The organism is Bartonella sp. CR84HXZ, assembly GCF_042194535.1.
GTDB classification, from domain to species: Bacteria; Pseudomonadota; Alphaproteobacteria; order Rhizobiales; family Rhizobiaceae; genus Bartonella; species Bartonella grahamii.
Window position 1 is genome coordinate 32,412 of sequence record NZ_JBHIMY010000015.1, and the last position, 18,104, is coordinate 50,515.

The 18,104-nt window shown below is 36.3% G+C and carries 19 protein-coding genes, 2 tRNA genes and 3 pseudogenes; 15 read left to right on the top strand and 9 right to left on the bottom strand.

The window, feature by feature from the left end:
* The first annotated feature begins 850 nt into the window (after positions 1-850).
* The 7 genes from ACFIKD_RS07155 to mazG all read left to right on the top strand — a co-directional run bounded on the left by ACFIKD_RS07155 (position 851) and on the right by mazG (position 8,990).
* Positions 851-3,169, top strand: coding sequence for an NADP-dependent malic enzyme (locus tag ACFIKD_RS07155; RefSeq protein WP_375647595.1), 2,319 nt, complete (start codon positions 851-853; stop codon positions 3,167-3,169).
* A 189-nt stretch (positions 3,170-3,358) separates the two neighbouring features.
* Positions 3,359-3,643, top strand: coding sequence for an acyl carrier protein (locus ACFIKD_RS07160; RefSeq protein WP_005773457.1), 285 nt, complete (start codon positions 3,359-3,361; stop codon positions 3,641-3,643).
* Positions 3,644-3,653: 10 nt separating this feature from the next.
* Positions 3,654-4,829, top strand: coding sequence for a beta-ketoacyl-ACP synthase (locus tag ACFIKD_RS07165; protein ID WP_375647597.1), 1,176 nt, complete (start codon positions 3,654-3,656; stop codon positions 4,827-4,829).
* A 14-nt stretch (positions 4,830-4,843) separates the two neighbouring features.
* Positions 4,844-6,118 (top strand): beta-ketoacyl-ACP synthase, encoded by a 1,275-nt coding sequence (locus ACFIKD_RS07170; RefSeq protein ID WP_375636045.1) that lies wholly within the window; start codon positions 4,844-4,846, stop codon positions 6,116-6,118.
* A gap of 58 nt (positions 6,119-6,176) precedes the next feature.
* On the top strand, positions 6,177-7,205 hold the full coding sequence (locus tag ACFIKD_RS07175; RefSeq protein ID WP_375636044.1) for a zinc-binding dehydrogenase: 1,029 nt from the start codon (positions 6,177-6,179) through the stop codon (positions 7,203-7,205).
* A gap of 6 nt (positions 7,206-7,211) precedes the next feature.
* Positions 7,212-8,141: a lipid A biosynthesis lauroyl acyltransferase gene (locus ACFIKD_RS07180; protein WP_375636125.1), complete on the top strand. Its 930-nt coding sequence runs from the start codon at positions 7,212-7,214 to the stop codon at positions 8,139-8,141.
* Positions 8,142-8,174: 33 nt separating this feature from the next.
* Entirely contained in the window at positions 8,175-8,990 is an 816-nt protein-coding gene (mazG, locus tag ACFIKD_RS07185) for a nucleoside triphosphate pyrophosphohydrolase (RefSeq protein WP_375647598.1), read from the top strand.
* 69 nt (positions 8,991-9,059) lie between these two features.
* On the opposite strand, the gene ACFIKD_RS07190 is transcribed toward mazG, so the two are convergent.
* Positions 9,060-9,425 (bottom strand): iron-sulfur cluster assembly accessory protein, encoded by a 366-nt coding sequence (locus ACFIKD_RS07190; RefSeq protein ID WP_015856470.1) that lies wholly within the window; start codon positions 9,423-9,425, stop codon positions 9,060-9,062.
* A gap of 568 nt (positions 9,426-9,993) precedes the next feature.
* Between ACFIKD_RS07190 and ACFIKD_RS07195 the strand changes: the two genes are divergently transcribed.
* Positions 9,994-10,070, top strand: a tRNA-Pro gene (locus ACFIKD_RS07195).
* A gap of 259 nt (positions 10,071-10,329) precedes the next feature.
* On the opposite strand, the gene ACFIKD_RS07200 is transcribed toward ACFIKD_RS07195, so the two are convergent.
* Complete coding sequence (locus ACFIKD_RS07200; RefSeq protein ID WP_273788169.1) at positions 10,330-10,797, bottom strand: Hsp20 family protein; 468 nt, start codon at positions 10,795-10,797, stop codon at positions 10,330-10,332.
* 279 nt (positions 10,798-11,076) lie between these two features.
* Here ACFIKD_RS07200 and ACFIKD_RS07205 point away from each other — a divergent pair, with 279 nt between their 5' ends.
* From ACFIKD_RS07205 to ACFIKD_RS07215, 3 genes are all read left to right on the top strand, one after another.
* Positions 11,077-11,994, top strand: coding sequence for an alpha/beta hydrolase (locus ACFIKD_RS07205; protein ID WP_375647599.1), 918 nt, complete (start codon positions 11,077-11,079; stop codon positions 11,992-11,994).
* 849 nt (positions 11,995-12,843) lie between these two features.
* Entirely contained in the window at positions 12,844-13,206 is a 363-nt protein-coding gene (gene cpdR, locus ACFIKD_RS07210) for a cell cycle two-component system response regulator CpdR (protein WP_005773448.1), read from the top strand.
* 97 nt (positions 13,207-13,303) lie between these two features.
* A tRNA-Val gene (locus tag ACFIKD_RS07215) sits at positions 13,304-13,378 on the top strand.
* An 89-nt stretch (positions 13,379-13,467) separates the two neighbouring features.
* On the opposite strand, the gene ACFIKD_RS07220 is transcribed toward ACFIKD_RS07215, so the two are convergent.
* The 5 genes from ACFIKD_RS07220 to ACFIKD_RS07240 all read right to left on the bottom strand — a co-directional run bounded on the left by ACFIKD_RS07220 (position 13,468) and on the right by ACFIKD_RS07240 (position 15,228).
* Positions 13,468-13,746 (bottom strand): XRE family transcriptional regulator, encoded by a 279-nt coding sequence (locus ACFIKD_RS07220; RefSeq protein ID WP_375647603.1) that lies wholly within the window; start codon positions 13,744-13,746, stop codon positions 13,468-13,470.
* A gap of 184 nt (positions 13,747-13,930) precedes the next feature.
* Positions 13,931-14,350 (bottom strand): DNA adenine methylase, encoded by a 420-nt coding sequence (locus ACFIKD_RS07225; RefSeq protein WP_375647601.1) that lies wholly within the window; start codon positions 14,348-14,350, stop codon positions 13,931-13,933.
* Positions 14,319-14,627, bottom strand: a complete 309-nt coding sequence (locus ACFIKD_RS07230) for a DNA adenine methylase (protein ID WP_375635924.1) — start codon at positions 14,625-14,627, stop codon at positions 14,319-14,321. Before ACFIKD_RS07230 ends, ACFIKD_RS07225 begins: the two co-directional genes overlap by 32 nt.
* Positions 14,628-14,632: 5 nt before the next feature.
* Positions 14,633-14,884, bottom strand: coding sequence for a hypothetical protein (locus ACFIKD_RS07235; RefSeq protein WP_375647602.1), 252 nt, complete (start codon positions 14,882-14,884; stop codon positions 14,633-14,635).
* A 116-nt stretch (positions 14,885-15,000) separates the two neighbouring features.
* Positions 15,001-15,228, bottom strand: a complete 228-nt coding sequence (locus ACFIKD_RS07240) for a hypothetical protein (protein WP_375647604.1) — start codon at positions 15,226-15,228, stop codon at positions 15,001-15,003.
* Here ACFIKD_RS07240 and ACFIKD_RS07245 point away from each other — a divergent pair.
* The 3 genes and pseudogenes from ACFIKD_RS07245 to ACFIKD_RS07255 all read left to right on the top strand — a co-directional run.
* A pseudogene (locus tag ACFIKD_RS07245) lies at positions 15,178-15,545 on the top strand (hypothetical protein); the annotation flags it as partial. The gene ACFIKD_RS07240 and the pseudogene ACFIKD_RS07245 overlap by 51 nt on opposite strands.
* Positions 15,546-16,156: 611 nt before the next feature.
* Positions 16,157-16,882, top strand: a pseudogene (locus tag ACFIKD_RS07250) (antA/AntB antirepressor family protein).
* 7 nt (positions 16,883-16,889) lie between these two features.
* Entirely contained in the window at positions 16,890-17,132 is a 243-nt protein-coding gene (locus tag ACFIKD_RS07255; protein WP_375635922.1) for a hypothetical protein, read from the top strand.
* 88 nt (positions 17,133-17,220) lie between these two features.
* Here ACFIKD_RS07255 and ACFIKD_RS07260 read toward each other — a convergent pair whose 3' ends face one another.
* A complete protein-coding gene (locus ACFIKD_RS07260; RefSeq protein WP_375645096.1) occupies positions 17,221-17,460 on the bottom strand; it encodes a type II toxin-antitoxin system YafQ family toxin in 240 nt (79 codons plus the stop codon).
* The gene (locus ACFIKD_RS07265) at positions 17,406-17,708 is read right to left on the bottom strand and encodes a type II toxin-antitoxin system RelB/DinJ family antitoxin (protein ID WP_375645097.1); all 303 of its coding nucleotides are present in this window, start codon (positions 17,706-17,708) and stop codon (positions 17,406-17,408) included. Before ACFIKD_RS07265 ends, ACFIKD_RS07260 begins: the two co-directional genes overlap by 55 nt.
* 106 nt (positions 17,709-17,814) lie before the next feature.
* Between ACFIKD_RS07265 and ACFIKD_RS07270 the strand changes: the two are divergent.
* A pseudogene (locus ACFIKD_RS07270) lies at positions 17,815-18,048 on the top strand (head decoration protein); the annotation flags it as partial.
* Between the last annotated feature and the right edge of the window lie 56 nt (positions 18,049-18,104).

Below are 18,104 nucleotides of genomic sequence, written 5' to 3' on the forward strand. Positions count from 1 at the left end.
ATAATTATTTTTGCTAATTGTGAAAAAATCCCATGCTCTTATATTAAAATAGCTCATAGAAACATTTCTATTTATTTTTCAAACGTTTTTTATCCACACATTACTCTCGTTTGAATTATGTAATTGAATATTTTTTATTATATTAGGTGAATTTTAAATAAAAGAATCTTATTGTATTCAAATTTCTCATTCAACATACGAAATGATGCATTATAAATTATAAAGAAAAGCGTTATGCTAAACATATGATTTTCATGTATCAAATCCGCAATTACAGCCATTTCAGCCACATCTTTGTTTATTAAAACACATAATTGTCAGTATATAAAAGATACAGCTTTCACTATTAAGAATCCAATTGAACAATGAACAACACAACTTCCATTCTCAACGTTCCAGTTTCCTTTAAAATAGCTGAATAAACAATTTATAAATTACAAATTGTTATTTAAAATTTCTTCTACCTCCGTATAAAACTTTAAATAAAATATATATTTTATAAAAAATGGATGAAATTGATAGGAACCGTTCTTCTGTTCTTTCCTTATTTTGTAAACATTGCAAAAAAATAATGGCTTGATAATGTAATCGTTAGAAAATATTTTATTTTTTTGTAAAATAATCAACTTTTACGAGTTTTATTAAGGAAAGAAAAACAAATGTGCTGCTATCAATGAAATTATTCATGCACACAAACAAAAAGAATCATCAAACTGGTTTTACGATCCAGAAGAATTTGCTCATGCTCATGCATTTTGATATTCAGAGAAATGAGGATCTATTAGTGGACAAAACCTTATCGTAGATGGAACATCTCATATACACATACGCTAACTTGGATATCATAAAAATGTCTAGAGAACGAAATAGTGATTTCAGTTCACCAAAAGCTGAACTTGACAGTGCCGCACTTTTTTATCACCAACACCCAAAACCTGGAAAATTGGAAATACAAGCAACAAAACCTCTTGATAATCAACGTGATTTAGCTCTTGCTTATTCTCCAGGCGTTGCAGCACCATGTCTTGCGATTCATGAAGATCCCAATCTTGCTGCTCAATATACCTCCCGTGCTAATTTAGTCGCTGTTATATCCAATGGAACTGCTGTTCTTGGTTTAGGAAACATTGGTCCACTCGCTTCAAAGCCAGTTATGGAAGGCAAAGCCGTTTTATTTAAAAAATTTGCGAATATTGATGTTTTTGATATTGAAATTGATGCATTCGATATAGAACAAATGGTACAAACGATATCAACCTTAGAACCTACATTCGGTGGTATTAATCTTGAAGACATTAAGGCTCCTGAATGTTTTGATATCGAAGAAAAGCTTCGTGCTAAAATGAATATTCCAGTTTTTCATGATGACCAACATGGAACTGCCATTATTGTTTCTGCAGCTGTATTAAATGCCTTAACTCTTTCAGGAAAAAAAATTGAAAATGCAAAAATAGTTACCTCAGGTGCAGGTGCTGCTGCCCTAGCTTGTCTTAATCTTTTGGTTCGTCTTGGGGCGAAAGTTGAAAATATTTGGCTTAGTGACTTAGAGGGGGTTGTTTATGAAGGTCGCAAGACCCTTATGGATCGTTGGAAAATCAATTACGCACAAAAAACGGACGCACGAACTTTATCTGATATTATTGATGATGCGGATATTTTTCTAGGCCTATCTGCGGGTGGTGTTTTAAAGCCTGAATATCTTAAAAGAATGGCTCAAAATCCACTCATTTTAGCGCTGGCTAATCCAGTACCAGAAATTATGCCTGAAGAAGCACGCTCTATACGACCAGATGCAATGATCTGTACAGGACGCTCTGATTATCCCAATCAAGTTAATAATGTCCTTTGTTTTCCCTATATCTTCCGTGGTGCATTAGACGTAGGTGCTTGTGCAATTAATGAAGAAATGAAAATGGCCGCTGTTCATGCGATTGCTGCCCTTGCACGTGAAGAAACTTCAGATGTTGTAGCACGTGCATACTCAAAAGAACCACCCAATTTTGGACCAGACTATCTGATCCCCTCTCCTTTTGATCCGCGTTTAATACTGCGTATTGCTCCCGCTGTTGCTAAAGCAGCAATGGCAACTGGTGTCGCCATTCGTCCCATTGAAGATATGGAAGCCTACTATGATATCCTCAATCGATTTGTCTTTCTTTCTGGTTTAACAATGAAACCTGTTTTTGCTGCAGCAAAAACAGCAAAACGTAAACGCGTCATCTATGCTAATGGTGAAGATGAACGCGTCCTTCGTGCAGCACAAGTTGTCATTGAAGAACAAACCGCAACGCCTCTCCTTATCGGCCGTCCACATGTCGTAGAAGCGAGATTAAAACGCTTTGGTTTAAGAATTCGTCCTGGTATAGATTTTGAATTAACCAACCCTGAAGATGATCCACGTTTTCGTGATTATGTTAATTTATTTTTTCATTATACAGGAAGGCGTGGTGTTACGCCTGAAATGGCAAAAACAGTAGTAAGAACATCAACAACGGCTATTGCTGCCCTTGCCGTCATGCGTGAAGAAGCAGATGCAATGATTTGCGGCTTAGAAGGACGTTTTGAACGTCAACTTGAATTAATTGAACAAATTATCGGTCTTGATCCTAATGTTCATCGTTTTTCTGCTATGAGTTTGCTTATCTCTCAACAACGTACTCTTTTCCTCACAGATACTTACGTCAACGAAAATCCTTCTGCAGAAGAAATCGCTGAAATGACTGTATTGGCAGCTCAAGAAGTTGAAGCATTTGGAATAACACCAAAAGCAGCCTTATTATCACACTCAAACTTTGGTTCTAAAAACACAGAAAGTGCGCGTAAAATGCGACGTGCAACAGAAATTCTTGCCAAATTACACCCTGATTTAGAAGCAGACGGTGAAATGCATGGTGATTCTGCCCTTTCCAAAGTTTTTCGTGATCGTGTTTTTCCTGATTCTCGTCTTAAAAGTGAAGCTAATTTGCTTGTCTTTCCAACACTTGATGCAGCCAATATCACGCTCAACACTGTTAAAAGCCTCACAAATGCACTCCATGTTGGTCCTATTCTAATCGGGGCAGCACGTCCCGCCCATATCTTAACGCCCTCAGTAACTTCACGGGGAGTTGTTAATATAACAGCCCTTGCTGTCCTTGCAGCCAATAGAAAAAATATACTCGTAAAATAAATGCGCAATAAAATTTCAAAGTTTTTTAAATATTGAGATATAGCGTTTCATGTACTGTAAACCTCTTTTCTCTATAGAGAAAGATAGCTATATTCTGGATTAAGTCTTTTTTTTTAAGAGAAAAAAGGCTAGAAGAACGATATTAAATGTATTTTGAATTTACTAACTCTATAATAAGGAATCCGTACATTGCCTTCCACGTTTGATAAAGTTGCTGATATCATAGCAGAAATCAGTGAAATTGATCGCAATACAATTACACCTGAAAGTCATACAATTGACGATCTAGGAATCGACAGTCTTGATTTTCTTGATATTGTTTTCGCTATTGATAAAGCTTTCGGAATAAAAGTCCCTCTAGAACAATGGACACAAGAAGTCAACGAAGGTACTGTTGCAACAGAAGAATACTTTGTTCTTAAAAACCTTTGTGCAAAAATTGATGATCTCGTTGCCTTAAAACAGGCGGAGTAGTTTTTTCACCATGCATGATCAATCTGTATTCATCACTGGTATAGGCCTCATAAGCTCTCTGGGGGAAGGAGTTGATCAACATTGGAATCTCTTAAATGATCCAATCCGTACACCAAACCTAGATTGTACAACTTTTTCACCCTACACGGTTCATAAATTGCCCGAAATTGATTGGAGTTTACAAATTCCTAAAAAAAGTGATCAACGGCAAATGGGAACATGGCAGCGTCTTGGTACCTATGCGGCTGGTCTTGCTCTTGATGATGCTGGCATGAAAAATGATGAACACCTCACTTCAACAATGGACATGATTGTAGCAGCAAGTGGAGGAGAGCGTGATATTACTGTTGATACACAGATTCTTTCTAAAGCGCGCGCAGTTGCCGATCATGCCTCTATGTTAAATGTTGCTCTTTCAACCGAACTTCGTCCAACATTATTTTTGGCACAACTTTCAAACCTTTTGGCAGGAAACATTTCAATTGTTCATAAAGTCACTGGATCATCTCGTACATTTATGGGAGAAGAAGGCAGTGGGCTTTCTGCTCTTCAAATTGCTGTAGCTCGCATTAAATCAGGTCAAAGTACCCATGCTCTTGTAGGAGGTTCCTATAATGCACAAAGTTATGATATGTTGTTGGCGCATGAACTTGGTGGTCTTTTAACCCATAATGGATGGAGCCCAGTGTGGGATCGTGAAATCCACCCCGGCGGCGGTATCATAGCCGGTTCTGGTGGTATCTTCCTAGTTCTTGAAAGTGGAGAACATGCAAAAAAGCGCAACGCACGTGCTTATGCTGAAATTAGCCAAATTATTACAAACCAAACAGATAGAACCAAAATTCCACTTAGAGAATCAATTGCAACAATGTTAAAAACTGCGGGCGCTAAATCTGCCCTAGCCATTTCAGCAGCCTCAGGAGCTCACGAAGCAACAAAAGCAGAACAAAATGCTCTTGATAATGCTGATCTATCTTACCGTGGCATTACAACATTATTTGGTTATATGCGGGAAGCACAATTTCCTCTAGCTCTAGCTCTTGCAGCACTTTCAATTGAAAAAAAACACAGTTTTCCAGCGTTAAGTCCTCATGAAAAACCTTTTTCTAAAGAAGTACGTGAAATATTTGTTACAACTATTGGTATAAAAAGAGCTGAAGGTATTGTGCGTCTTACAGCTGTTTGAAGGGAATTTCTATAGTGAAATATCATGATCATTTTGGACGTCCACTTGTAGCAATAACTGGGGCAGGCATCGTCACATCACTGGGACAAGGAAAACATGAAAATTGGCAAAAATTAACAAGCGGTGTAAGCGGTATCCACAAAATAACACGTTTTCCCGTTGAGGGATTAAATACATATATTGCTGGAACAATTGATTTTCTCAAAGAAAGTACACTTGGTGCTTCAGCTCTTTCTGAGAAGCTTGCACATCTTTCCGCTGAAGAAGCTTTGGAACAAGCTGCTGTTGATAAAAAAAATTTTAATGGACCACTCTTTCTAGCTGCTCCTCCTGTTGAACTTGAATGGACCGCACGTTTTAGTCTTGATCAAGAGGACGAATTCAATGGTGAACCTTCTTATGCACACCTTCTTAAAGTCTGTAAGAATAAACTCCATGAAACGCTTTTTGAAGCCACACAATTTGGTGCAATTGCAGAAAAACTTCAAAAAACATTTGGCACAAAAGGACTTCCTGTTACACTTTCCACTGCTTGTGCATCTGGTGCAACAGCAATTCAATTAGGAGTTGAATCTATTAGACGGGGAGAGACAAATCGAGCTCTCATAATTGCGACAGATGGATCAGTTTCAGCTGAATCTCTCATCCGTTTTTCGTTACTATCTGCTCTTTCAACCCAAAATGAGCCTGCTGAAAAAGCAGCAAAACCCTTTAGCCGTGATCGGGATGGATTTGTTATGGCAGAAGGCTCAGGTGCTTTTGTTCTTGAATCTCTTCAAAGCGCATTAAACCGTAATGCTACAGTTTTAGGAATTTTAGCTGGCTGTGGAGAAACAGCCGATGATTTTCACCGTACTCGTTCAAAACCCGATGCATCACCAGCAATTGAATCCATCCGCAAAGCTTTAGATGATGCAAAAATAACCATCAATGAAATTGATTATATTAATGCACATGGAACTTCCACACCTGAAAATGAGAAAATGGAATATCTTGCATTATCAACAGTATTCGGTGATCTTTTAGAGCATATTCCAGTCTCTTCTAATAAATCAATGATTGGGCATACATTAACTGCTGCTGGTGCAATAGAAGCGGTTTTTTCGCTTTTAACCATTCAATCGGGGATACTTCCACCTACAATAAATTATGATAATCCTGACCCTGATATCCCTTTAGATGTTGTTCCTCATCATAGCCGTAAAGCCTGTGTCAATGCAGTTTTGTCCAACTCATTTGGATTTGGTGGTCAAAATATGAGTCTTGTCATCACTGCATATAAAGGATAATCCTTTAATAATAAAATTTTATAACGCTAACCTAATAACATATTTAAAGGGAATGGTAATGCGTGCACTGCAACTCTTCGATGATCGTCGGCTTGAAATCACTAATATTTCCCCGCCATCTTCACCTAGTCTAGGTGAAGTAACTGTGCGGATAAAAGCCGTTGCTCTTAATCATATTGATGTATGGGGATGGCGTGGCATGGCTTTTGCGAAAAGAAAAATGCCCCTCATCATTGGTGCAGAAGCCTCTGGTGAAGTTATACAAATAGGAGATGGCGTTGAACATCTCCAACTTGGACAGATTGTCTCAATTTATGGTGCACAAACCTGCGGAGTATGCCAAGCTTGTCATGAAGGACGAGATAATCTTTGCAGTCATGTAAAGGGAGTCTACGGTTTTCACCTTGATGGATTTGCGTGTGAGCTTGTCAATTTGCCAGCACGTTTATTAGTTCCATCACCTCCCCAATGTGATGAATTGCAGGCAGCGGTTGCTCCAATTACTTTTGGTACCGTAGAACATATGCTTTTCGATAACGCAAAACTACAAGCAGGAGAAACAATCCTGATACAGGCTGGTGGTTCAGGTATTGGCTCTGCAGCCATTCAACTTGCAAAACACATGGGCTGTACAGTTATCACAACTGTAGGTTCAGATGAAAAAATTGCAAAAGCACACTCTCTTGGAGCAGATCATGTGATTAATTATCGTAAAGATCGTTTTGAAGGTGTGGTGCGTAAATTAACCCAAAAAAAAGGTGTTGACGTTGTTTTTGAGCATGTTGGTGTAGATACATGGAACGGTTCTTTGTTATGTATGAAAAAAGGAGCACGCTTAGTGACTTGCGGCTCTACCTCTGGTGTTTCAGCACCAATAAATCTCATGCAATTATTCCAACAACAACTTAAGATATTCGGTTCATTTGGCTGCCGTATGGAAAATATGAAAAATGCCATGCAAAAAATGGCAGAAAAAACTGTACACCCTGTCATTGATACAATTGTTGAGCTTGATGAAATTGATACAGCTTTAAAACGAATGGAGAGCCGTGATGTTTTTGGTAAAATTATCCTTAAAATCGATTAAATCATGATGAAGCTTTCTCTTAAAAATCTCATATATCTTATTAAAATTATAGCTAAAAAAATATCCTACTTGTTATGGGCATATCTGCTCTTTGGTTCTTTATTTATTCTAAAATGCTTTCCTGCCAAAATGGGAGTCTCTTTTTTTTCTTGGTTAGTAAAAAAAATTGGTCCCCTTTTACATCGTCATCAAATCACACTTAAAAATCTTAGAGGTGCATATCCAGAAAAAACAGAGCAAGAACTCCATGCAATTGCAATAGAAATGTGGGAAAATATAGGACGTTTCCTAGCCGAATATATTTTTCTTGATAAAATTTTTGATTTTGATCCTCATGCAGACGAGCCAGGTTTCATTGAGGTTAAAGGCGTTGAAATATTTGAGCGATTAAAAAATGAAAAAAAACCACATATTTTTTTCACCGCACATACTGGAAATTTTGAACTTCTGCCTATTTGTGCACAAAGTTTTGATCTTAATGTTACAGTATTATTTAGACCACCCAATAATCCCTATGTTGCCAAACGAGTCCTTAAAGCACGACAAACTTCTATGGGGCATCTTATTCCCTCCAAGGCCGGTGCAGCATGGGCATTAGCAGCCAAATTAGAAAAAGGTGAAAATGTTGGTATGCTCGTTGATCAAAAATTTCGCCGCGGTATCATGGGAACATTTTTTAACAGACCTCTTAAAACAAATCCCTTAATTATAAAACTCGCTCGACAATATGACTGTGATATTTATCCAGCACGTTGTATTCGTTTGCCTAATGGACGTCATCGTTTAGAGTTATATGAACATATAGAACTTCCACGTGATGAAAAAAATGATATCGATATAGCTGCTTCTACGCAAAAATTAAATGATATTGTTGAATCTTGGGTCCGTGAATATCCTGGACAATGGATGTGGTTACATAGACGTTGGGACACCTAACATAAGGCTCTATTGCTTACAAAGGAAGTGCAAATGTTAGCTTCAAAAGACATCAAAGATCTCATTGCAATTATCACTGCATTACGAAATTCTGATAGCGGTTGTATCTGGCATAAAAAACAAACTTTTGAATCCCTCATACCCTATATGCTCGAAGAAGTTTACGAAGTAATCGATGCCATTGAACGAAAAAACCGAAAGGATCTCTGTGAAGAACTTGGAGATCTTCTTTTACAAGTTATCTATCATGCTACCATTGCACAAGAAGAAGGCAGCTTTACTTTTGAAGATGTTGTTTATGCAATCACGGCAAAAATGATTCGACGCCATCCTCACGTTTTTGGAAATGCCGAGCAAAAAAAACGAGGATTTATAAAAGAAGAGTGGGAATATATAAAAAAAAGAGAACAGGTTGAACAAAAAAAATTGCGCGAAGAAAAAAACAACAATTCCTCCACAAGCATACTCGCACAAGTAAAACAAATCCAGCCAGCAAACCAAGAGGCACTTGCTTTACAAGAAGCAGCAGCTAAAGTAGGTTTTGATTGGAAAAAAAGTGATAAAGTTTTTGAAAAAATAGAAGAAGAACTCGAAGAGCTCAAAGAAGCCATCAAAAATAAACAAAATTCAGAGATAGAAGCAGAGTTTGGAGATCTCTACTTTATTCTCCTTAATCTCGCACGCCACTTAGCGATTGATCCACAAAAAGCATTAAAAAAAACGAATATAAAATTTCGAAACCGTTTTGCCTATATTGAAGAAAAGCTATCCACTCAATCTAAAACACTCACTGACGCATCCTTGAATGAAATGGAAGCACTTTGGAAACAAGCTAAAAATGAACAATAAAAATATTAGATTTTTTCTACCTCAAAGAACAAGTCCCTCTAAAATTACTGAATTATAATTCAGCTCAGCTCAATTTGTTTTATATTGATCCTGCGTAGCAGGACGAAGTTCCACCGATTCGCCACACCCACATGCTGAAACTTGATTAGGATTTTTAAAGACAAAACCAGAACGAAGCGTTGTCACTTCATAATCCATCTGCGTCCCTAATAAAAATAATACCGCATCATGTGCTACGAAAACACGGGCACCATTCACTTCAACAACATCCGCATCTATCCCCTTTTCTTTGACAAGAGTAATTGTATACTCCATCCCTGCACAACCACCTTTTTTGATACCAACAAGAATACCCTGTGCATCTTTTGCATCCATAATCGCTTTAACACGATCCACTGCTGCTTCCGTCAAATTTATTACCGAAAAACGGCTCATGGTTTACTCTTTTCTTAGTTCAATAAACACTTTGAAAGTTTTTCCTCTATAATATTGTATCTAGTATTTTAGAAAAAAAACAACAAAACCTAAATTAAAGTATTCTGACCTTGTTTATTTGGATAAAAATGCGTACCCATAAAATGAGATTTATGATTATACAATCCAGAACTTACAATTTTTTGTCCACATAAAACACAAAATACTTCGTCTATAAAAACTCTAAACAAAGGAAAACGTTTCAATACCATACATTCACTCCTCTCCTTTTGAAAATCTTTATCTTTTTAGAAAAGTAACGGCTAGATAAGGAAAAAATATACCCCCCGTACTCATTTTCTCCCCTCCTTCTCCAATTCATACCCCTAAAGCCACCAATCTTACCCCTTCACAAAATGATTACAAAGAATTTTACAGATTTGTTACGTATCTTGAATTGATAACAAGATATTGATGTCCAAAATTTTTACTTTCAAAAGCTCTAAGTGCAAAAGCATTTTAGATTTTATTCTGTTTATTTTTTCTCTTGCCTTTAAAGAAACAGTCATTTAATCGTTTTACACAAACTCGGAGCGTAGCGCAGCTTGGTAGCGCACTTGACTGGGGGTCAAGGGGTCGTGGGTTCAAATCCCGCCGCTCCGACCATTTTTAAAATGCTATAAAATAAAAAATAATCTTACTTAAAAAGTGAATTATTATGCATTTCAATTAGCACATACATGAATTTTTTCTTCAACGTAGAATAATGTGCAATAACATTTTATCACAAACTCGAAATAAGCTGTTTTATTAAAATAAGCTTCGTTCTTAGGAAAACACACACGAAACGCGAGACCTTTTGCCTCGCGTTTTTTATTCTTCAGAAAAATTTATAATTATTCGGTCTTATATTTTCTAAATTTTCCTACACGACAATATCGCTATTATCATTTTTTGTAATGGATGGTGACATCTGTACGGTTATCTTTTTGGGTTTTAATTCAGCTGGCATTTCCCTTTTAAGCTGAATATGAAGAAGCCCATCTCCAAGTTCTGCTCCAATAACCTTAACATGATCAGCCAAATGAAAACGCCGTTCAAAAGCACGCGAAGCAATGCCTCGATAAAGGAATTCTCGCTCTTCATCATCATTTTCAGACTTTCTGTTTCCCTTAACGATCAGCTGGTTACAATGCGTTTCAATATCAATTTCATCTTGAGAAAAACCAGCAACAGCCATAGAAATTCTATAAGAATCTTCAGTTAAACGCTCGATATTATAAGGGGGATAAGAAGAAACTTCATCTGGTTGTCTTCTAGAATCAAACCAGTTAAAAAGATGATCAAAACCTACTGTGGAACGATAAAATGGTGAAAAATCTACTTGACGCATAATATTGCCCTCCTCTAGAGCGACTATAATTTATAATTAATTCACAAAGTTCCCAAATGGCAAACTTACTTGTGAACCTGCGGCCCCATCATGGCAACCACACTATATTATCTGGTAATTGTTTTTCTTTATTTCAACTCTTTGGAACCTAAATTGATAAAAACTATCTAAAAAGCAATATACCCCTTTTTAAATCCTTTTTCTTCATTACATAAATGTCAAAGTCCTCTCATTATCTCACGTTGCACTAAGCGGCAAATACACTGTAAAGGATTTCAATTGGAAACACCTATTTATCCCATAGACTGGGCTTCCACTCCTCCTAATATCCATCATGGTACTCTTAAAATAGCAATAGATCACGAAATTCGTTTTGCGATAACATATCCTGAGGTGGAAAAATCTAAGGGAACAATTGTTATTCTCAAAAGCTACGCAAGTACTTTAGAAAAATATTTTTTATTAATAAATGAAATTTCTAAACGCGGTTTTCATACAGCAATATTTGACTGGTTTGATCAAGAAAAAAAATCCTTCAAGATAAGAAAACAAAGCCGACATCATTGTTTTGATATAAATAATGATATTAATGACTTATATAAATTTCTTAAAAATATTGTTTATCCTAATTGTCCGCCTCCTTACTCTATGCTCGCCTATGGTATAGGTGGATTGATAGCACTTAGCGGATTAGATCTCATTAATTATCAGTTTAATAAATTGCTCTGTGTTTCTCCCCTTTTTGCTCCATTCGGTAATAAAACGAATGGTTTTCAACATAAATTAACACAATTTCTTTCTGATATAGGTCTTGGCTTTATACCAGCGAAAGATGGGAAAAAATTAAACAAAAAAAAACAAAACAATATAAAATCGGAACACATGCATAAAGTGCCGTTCCATTCCATTAAGCCCCCAACATCCCAATGGATGGCATCGGTATTTAATGCGATCGATTCTATGAAGAGAAATGTACTCCACGGAGATTTACGAATTCCAACACTCTTTATTCTAGCCAATCAAAACAATATTGCAAACAACACTGAAGTGCGGCAATTATGCCAACACACACGCCTGACAGAAAGTATTACTATTACAGGCGCTAAACTGGATACAATTATGGTTAACGAAAATTATAAAAAGCAATTTTGGGCTGCATTTGATGCATTTATTCCCGATAATGTATTTGTAAAATAACACTAAATCTTAATTTCCGCTCCACCCCATAAAAAAGAAAATTTCTACGAGCGTTGGATCTACAAACACTTTTTAATATAATGGATTTTACTTTCCAACCACTCATATGATTCGTTTTCTAGCCTCTACAGGCAAGCCATGACCTAAATATTTACCACGCATTCTAATAAAAAACTAATATACAAAGTATATCGTTACATTAAACAAAATTATTTTACATCATAAAAAATAACTTAATAAAAAAATATTTTGTATAATTAATAAAATGAAGATAATAAATCTACATTAATATAACATGATACATATTTATAAATAAAACATCAAAATACTATTTTTGATCTATTATTAAGTGTTAATTTAATATTATATCTAGAAAAATAATAGTTTTCATCTATTTAAGGAAAAAACTGAAAATAAAGCGCACTTATAATATTTATTACAAATCTCTATAAAAACAAATAACTATGAAATTTCTATTTCTTAAGAGAATTTTTAAAAAACAATAAATTAACATAATATTCTTCTAATTTCTCTATATAGCAAGTCCCTACAGTAACGGTTTTCATAAGTTTTTTAATGAAATTCTGATAATAATCAGCGAATTTAAAAGAAAAGATAGCAATGAATCATCTTAAAAGTTTTAGAGAACCCCTTCTTTTTTCAAAATCACATATATTTTGAATTTAACCAACTCACAACGAATATGCTGTATTCTGAATAAGAATGTAAGAATTAACCATTTTGCCATTCATTTCAATTATGAGCATTTTACCGTCTTTTTTATAAATACTCTATATTGTATAATTGATGCGGCAAAACTCTGACAAATGGAGCCATTGGAACATAATCATGAAACGAATCCTGCTCGCAGAAGATGATAACGATATGCGTCGCTTTCTCGTAAAAGCCTTAGAACGTGCAGGCTACGAAGTCGCCGATTTCGATAATGGTATTAGCGCGTATGAACGTTTACAAGAAGAGCCATTTTCCCTTCTCTTGACTGATATTGTGATGCCAGAGATGGATGGAATCGAACTCGCACGACGTGCTACTGAGATTGACCCTGATTTACGAGTAATGTTCATTACAGGTTTTGCAGCGGTAGCACTCAATTCAAATAGTGATGCCCCTCCTGATGCAAAGGTTCTCTCTAAGCCATTTCACTTACGTGAACTCGTCAATGAGGTTGAAAAGATCCTTATCGCTGCTTAAAAAGTATTTTTTTAAGTTATTTGCATCTCTTGAAAGAGAAAACGAAATTAGGCATTGACGTTTATCATTCTATATGGTGTATGCAACATCAATGAATGGGCGTGTAGCTCAGCGGGAGAGCACTACGTTGACATCGTAGGGGTCACAGGTTCAATCCCTGTCACGCCCACCAGATTCTTTTTATTATTCTATAATTTGCTGTATTTATACATCTTTTTTACTGTGAGGGATGTCTGAATAAAGTTAAGGGAATAGGATTTTTTAACATTCTTCTACAAAGGTAGCATTTTTCTCTCTTTTTGATTCGCGAATTACTTCTGGTATTTGTTTGAATTTTTCTAAATCCTCTTGTGTAAAAATATCTATAAATCTAGAAAACATGCCAACAATTTCACGCCTCAACGGATCAGAAGTCTTGATTGTAAAACTTGTGCGACAAGCATCCGATTCTCTTCTCAAAATTTCTGCTACCCCTTGATCTAAAGCATAGAGTTCAATTATCTTTTCCTCCAGTCCTACAGGAACAGATTTTTTTCTGATCTATACAAAAGATAAAAATGCTACAGATATGTCTAATTTCTTAGCCATATCTAAGAGGCGTTCTGAGTGATCAAGACAAAGTTTCCGTAAAATTTTACCAAAGGATGTAAGCATCAAAAACGTCCTGTTAGAGAAAAAATATTTCTTCTGATTCTAACAAATCTTTTTATGATTTCCTCAGTTATTACGAATCAAGAGTTCTTTTCGAAGAGTTTTTTTTAGCAAAACCAGATGTCCAAAGGGTCTCTAATTCTAAAAAGTCAAAATCCCTAAAGATCTCTCGAACCTCATCACTATCATTCAGACTCAAGACAAATTTTCCTTGGATGCTTTTGAGAACTTTTGCCATCCTCACAAAATCATCTTCAACAAAATTCCCAGAGCTGTAATACCTCCTCTCTACAAGATAAGGCAAGTCTAGGTAAAATAAACTGTCGGGGGCATCAAAAAATTCGACAACTCGCTCCCACGATAAATTTAAGATCGTCGTATCAAGAAGCTTCTGTCTAACACGCCGCATCCTTGCTAAAAGCTTATCGGGATTAAATAATGTAAGCTTTTTTCTTCCAAAACTAAAAGAGACATAATCTTTTTTCCCATACATCACACAACGTTGGAGAAACAAACCATTCTAGTCGTTTGGCTAAATCATCAAAGTCATTTTGAACACATTGAAACAGATTCGTGATCTCTCCATTCAGATCATTAATAACGGAATATTTTGCTGGTCTTTTGTTTAGAAAAATAAAACCTGAACCTAAAAATAGTTCAACATAGGTTTCATGGCCAATATTATTTAAAATCGGTATAATTTTCTTACGCAGATAGTGTTTACCCCCCATCCACGCAAACAATATTTGTGTAAATTCTTGTTTCATCATATTTTTTAAGGAGAGATTTGGATATCTAACTTTTTTGTTATCCACTTTTTGAGGTGTGAGAAGCTATTCTCTACGGCGTCCACAAAACGGGAAAAATCTATTACAAACATAAAGAGGATGAAGGCAATCAATTTCATGATACGTGACATCATCTTTAAGCCTTGATAGGTCTCTATCATCTCATGAAGGAGCTGTTGTTCTTTTTCTGTAAGACCTTTATCTTTGCTGCTTCGTTTCTTGACCATCTTTCCAACCACATAAATGGGCTCCCTGCTTGTTATGCTTCAAAATATCTCTTGCAAGGTTGGAACTGATGACCGCAACATCCTTGTTATCCAAATAAATGGGCAACCAGCCACCACAAGAAACAGACCTATTTGCCGCGCACCCAACGAGAAAGTTCAGAGCGCACACCAGCATCACTTTTTTGATTAACTTCATTTTCCACCTCAAGCCGCGTTGTTGCTGTCTTTAAAGCATTCTCTGTTTGCTTTTTCCGTTCGCTTTGCTTGCCAAGGTGAAACGCCTTGGCTAAAGCCGCTATAAAACAAAACTTCTCAAGACAGATATCATTGGTTCTGGAACACCGATACCTCTTAATTTTTTCAAGCAAAAAAAAACAAAACGCGGCGTAACTTACACAATGTTTGGAAAAAAGAAATCTTGCCTCATGGTTTTATTAAGGGTGGAAATTTTCCAAAGCGTGTTGATTTAAAAAAGATGAAGAGTAATGTTTTTCAAAGAGTAGACGGAGGTAAATTCCCCATTGCAAAACAAGAAGGACCATCAATTGCTGGAGTGATGTCCAAGCCAGAAATTGTAAATTCTATCGCACAATATACCAGTGAAAGATTAACTAAAAACATACAGAGACAACTTGAACGTCAAGAATACGCTGCTAATAAGAAAGCTAAATAATGTTCTCAAGCTTTATCTACCTATCCCGTATCCTTATGAGTTTATGCATTACACACTTTGATTGCAATTTTAAAAACAGATTATCACTTATGCTTTGTTTTTTTATAAAAAAGTCAATAAAATAAATATAAAAGATACTTCCCAGCGAGTTAGCTTCGTTACGGGGCAGGCTGCGCAAACTATCGCTAGCGACAGAATTTTCAAATTAACTGTACATTGTACACTTAACTCATTGATAAATAATGATTTCAATATGTACACTGTACAGTATATAATTATTTTGAGATGGAATTTATTTTTATTCTCGACATTATTGCGTCAATGTATATTTTCGAATTAAGTGCCTAAGAAACACCTTAAATCGATAGCGGATAGATTACTGACACAATCTCTTCTCCGCACATTAGAGACTTTGACTCATTATATGCTACATGCATATAATGGATTTGTCGGGTGTAGTTACGCTATACAATACTCTTTATGGGGAAAGCGTAACGACGGACTATCGACCGTGTTTCTTAGCGCTCGGCATTCTTCTGGAATGTCAATAAGAAACCTCTAATCGATAGGAGTTCACTATGAACACTCTTATAGAAATTAAATAACGGGTTATTGATAGAGAGGCTGTTCAAACCGTCAATGCTCGTGATTTGCATGCGTTTTTGGAAATTACATCAAAATTTGCAGACTGGATTAAAAATCGTATTAAAGAATGCAAATTTCGAGAAAATATAGACTTATAGCTTTTTCTAAAAATTTAGAAAAAGGTGGGCGTCCAAGCATGGAATATCACCTCACCTTAGACATGGCAAAACACCTTTCAATGATCGAGCGTAATGATAAAGGTCATCAAGTAAAAGAGTATTTTATCGAATGTGAAAAGCTTGCAAAACAAGTAGCGACACCGCAAATCGATTACTCCAAGCCCGAAGCATTACTTGGCGTCTTGAATCACCTACAAAATCAAATCGAACAGAAAGTAGCATCATCGCAGAATAGCACCCAAAGCAGACGTGCTTGAGGATTTAAAGCCTTCTGATGGTTTGTTCGGTCTTATTGAAGCGGAAAAAATTTTTGAAGTACGGCCAAAGGACTCAACAGATTACTTACATAAACATGATTGGGTGTATCGCCGTATTCCAAGTGGTCCATTATTACCCTATCAGGATAAAATCAAGAAAGGATTTATGGATTATCCTGCTATCACTATTCAAGGACCTGATGCTACAGAAAAGATACTGCCTTCAACAAAAATTACACCAAAAGGATTGGCATGTTTGAGAGAACAAATATCTTTGGGGGTATGCAATGAAGGTAGATACCAACTTTTTATGTAATGTGTGAATGGCTTTGTTTCAGTTTGTCAATTGTGAATATGTAGATAAAAAAAATTGTAGTACTCTGGTTAACATTATGGGTGTGATAGAAAAAGCTTTGATTTTAAAACTTCAAGATGAGGTACCGAATATTACAAAGATTCTAGCAGTTCTTAAAGGCTTTGGAACTTCAGAACTCCCGCATAGCATGAATTCGTTATTGCAAGCTTATGCTCCTACTTTGGAGAGCCCTGTTGTGGAAGCTGCTTAGCTAAAAACATAACTCCCCTCTCCATTCTCAAAAATGGGGAGGTAGTTTAAAGATCAAGTTTTGAATGAGAGCCTAGACATACTAAAACCTATCGATCTTGACCAATCAAGCGATAAATCAACACTAAGTCAGGTCGAATATGGCAATCTCGATAATTGCTCCAATTCCCAGTCAATGCATAGTCATGATATCGAGGTTCTAAAGGCTGGTCAATTGCTAATGCTGCAATGATTTGGCGCAAATCAATATCTAAAAGATGCCGATACCGTCCTTTCATTTCACGCTTGAAATCACGTTTGGAGATAGTGGTGCGTTCAATCGTCCACATAGATCATCAAATAATTCGTCTACGGAATGAAACTTTTTTAAGTTGCCTTCATCTAATTCCGTAAAAGCCGCTATGGTTTCCGCATCGGGTTGAAACAAGAAGGACGGAATAGCTTTATCTTGTGCAATACGCGTCATCAACACTCTCACAACATCACTTACTGATAAATCTGAAGCTTGAATAACTTGATTAGCGATATTTTGAATTTCTTCTGGTACACGCGCCTGAACCATACGACTAGCAGCCATAATGATCTCTCCTCTTGTAACTGTATTTCAGTGCAATACAATTGGAGTTTAATTTCAACCGCAAAATGTTTGGCTTATCTGATACGCCGAAAACCCCATTCCTCAAGCATCAGAAAAATACATCCCCCTTAATCCAGCAGTATCCGATGGCAGTCAAACACCGGCAGGGATTTCTTTTGCCACTGTTGACGCAACAGGCGCAGATCAACGCGCCGTGATTACAGCACGCTTATGCACTGTAAAAGCTTCTGAATTGCTATGGCCAGATGACATCACAGATGAGCAAAAGAACGCGGCCATTCAGTCTTTAGAAGACCATAACAACATTCTATTGCGATAGGAGAATGCAAACATGGATATGAATTTTTTTAAACATGATGCTTTCTCAAGCATCAC

Excerpts from the sequence above, each read along its gene's own strand:
- ACFIKD_RS07175 (WP_375636044.1), top strand. The coding sequence starts at position 6,177 with ATGCGTGCACTGCAACTCTTCGATGATCGTCGGCTTGAAATCACTAAT.
- ACFIKD_RS07255 (WP_375635922.1), top strand. The coding sequence starts at position 16,890 with ATGGCTTTGTTTCAGTTTGTCAATTGTGAATATGTAGATAAAAAAAAT.
- ACFIKD_RS07265 (WP_375645097.1), bottom strand. The coding sequence starts at position 17,708 with ATGGCTGCTAGTCGTATGGTTCAGGCGCGTGTACCAGAAGAAATTCAA.
- ACFIKD_RS07230 (WP_375635924.1), bottom strand. The coding sequence starts at position 14,627 with ATGATGAAACAAGAATTTACACAAATATTGTTTGCGTGGATGGGGGGT.
- ACFIKD_RS07180 (WP_375636125.1), top strand. The coding sequence starts at position 7,212 with ATGAAGCTTTCTCTTAAAAATCTCATATATCTTATTAAAATTATAGCT.
- cpdR (WP_005773448.1), top strand. The coding sequence starts at position 12,844 with ATGAAACGAATCCTGCTCGCAGAAGATGATAACGATATGCGTCGCTTT.
- ACFIKD_RS07260 (WP_375645096.1), bottom strand. The coding sequence starts at position 17,460 with ATGTGGACGATTGAACGCACCACTATCTCCAAACGTGATTTCAAGCGT.
- ACFIKD_RS07190 (WP_015856470.1), bottom strand. The coding sequence starts at position 9,425 with ATGAGCCGTTTTTCGGTAATAAATTTGACGGAAGCAGCAGTGGATCGT.
- ACFIKD_RS07155 (WP_375647595.1), top strand. The coding sequence starts at position 851 with ATGTCTAGAGAACGAAATAGTGATTTCAGTTCACCAAAAGCTGAACTT.
- ACFIKD_RS07225 (WP_375647601.1), bottom strand. The coding sequence starts at position 14,350 with ATGTATGGGAAAAAAGATTATGTCTCTTTTAGTTTTGGAAGAAAAAAG.
- mazG (WP_375647598.1), top strand. The coding sequence starts at position 8,175 with ATGTTAGCTTCAAAAGACATCAAAGATCTCATTGCAATTATCACTGCA.
- ACFIKD_RS07165 (WP_375647597.1), top strand. The coding sequence starts at position 3,654 with ATGCATGATCAATCTGTATTCATCACTGGTATAGGCCTCATAAGCTCT.
- ACFIKD_RS07200 (WP_273788169.1), bottom strand. The coding sequence starts at position 10,797 with ATGCGTCAAGTAGATTTTTCACCATTTTATCGTTCCACAGTAGGTTTT.